Annotated in this window: 2 protein-coding genes; one reads left to right on the forward strand and one right to left on the reverse strand. The window is 47.6% G+C overall.

The window, feature by feature from the left end:
- Positions 1-1035 (forward strand): O-antigen ligase family protein (locus tag C7K08_RS14305; RefSeq protein ID WP_206603883.1); only part of this gene is annotated, 1035 nt, incomplete at its 5' end.
- Here C7K08_RS14305 and C7K08_RS16585 read toward each other — a convergent pair.
- Positions 1009-1189 (reverse strand): hypothetical protein (locus tag C7K08_RS16585; RefSeq protein ID WP_133165325.1); only part of this gene is annotated, 181 nt, incomplete at its 5' end. The two genes, C7K08_RS14305 and C7K08_RS16585, sit on opposite strands and share 27 nt — an antisense overlap.

Below are 1189 nucleotides of genomic sequence, written 5' to 3' on the forward strand. Positions count from 1 at the left end.
CTGCTAAGCAGTGTGGCAGCAAGTGCATGGGTGATGGCACAACTTGTGCTGGCACCAAAGCAAAAACGCTGGGCCCTATGGCCCCTAGCAATGGTGATCCTGTTGATGGCTCGCACCTGGTGGCTAAATGAAATGCCCCATCCAGCCTCCAGCCAAGACGGCCTTCTGCTAGTAACTAGCTTGCTTGCGGCAACAGGTATTAGCCAGRCCAGATGGCCATGGCTATTGCGCTTTTCTTTATTGCCACTGCCTCTTTTAATAACTCAAATAACTGCCAAACCCTGGACACCTAATCCGCTGGTGGGCGCAAACCAAGCTGCATATCTACTTGGCTTATTGCTAATAATTGCCATTACTTGGTGTTGGCAACGGGCTGCGCCATTAGCGGTTTTGAGTGCTATTTTAGCATTGCTAATGGTGTGGCAAACTTCTTCTCGAGCGGCCCTATTGAGCTCGGTTTTAGCACTTGCTTTTGTTTATTTACGCGAAAGAGCTAAAGAAGCTAGTTTGCTGCCAAATCTATTTATTTTAGTTGCTTTAGCGATAGCGGGCTTAGCTGGAAAACAACTATTACGTCCATCGAGTACTGGCATTCCTGGATTGAATCCAAGTTCAGATATGGGTCGCCTAGCCATAGGCCAGTGTTACTTCAACCTACCCTTTTCAGGAAACAATCGCTTGCTACATGGGGTTGGATTTGAACGACCAAAAGAGTTTTGTCATCAAATAATTAACGGTGGCATCGCCGACCATGCCCACAACCTCTACCTGCAACTCTGGGCAAATGCAGGCCTTTTGGGGTTGATTGGCCTTGGCCTACTAATAACATTGTTATTGAATAGTTGGCGCCAATCAGAAGGCTTGCTTGAACCTCTACCAAGGCGTGTTGGTCAAGCTGCCCTTGCATATACATTGCTCCAGAGTTTTTTTGATGTGTCCCTCATCCACTGGCCCATCACCCAAGTTTTTACAGGAATATTGCTAGCAATCCCCCTTAGCGTTAACGGCTCAGTTACTRCGCCGGATCGGWGCTAAACGCGGATCCAGAATTTTTGGGCCCATGCCAGGAAATTTCACGGCAATTGAGATCTTTTCGCCACTACCAAATAGATGGGTAACTCTGCCTTCCCCAAACACATCATGCTGTAATTGATCACCAACCGCCCAAACTTGGGCAGCATTTCTATTC

Origin of the sequence: Synechococcus lacustris str. Tous (assembly GCF_003011125.1) — a bacterium.
Lineage (GTDB): Bacteria > Cyanobacteriota > Cyanobacteriia > PCC-6307 > Cyanobiaceae > Synechococcus_D > Synechococcus_D lacustris.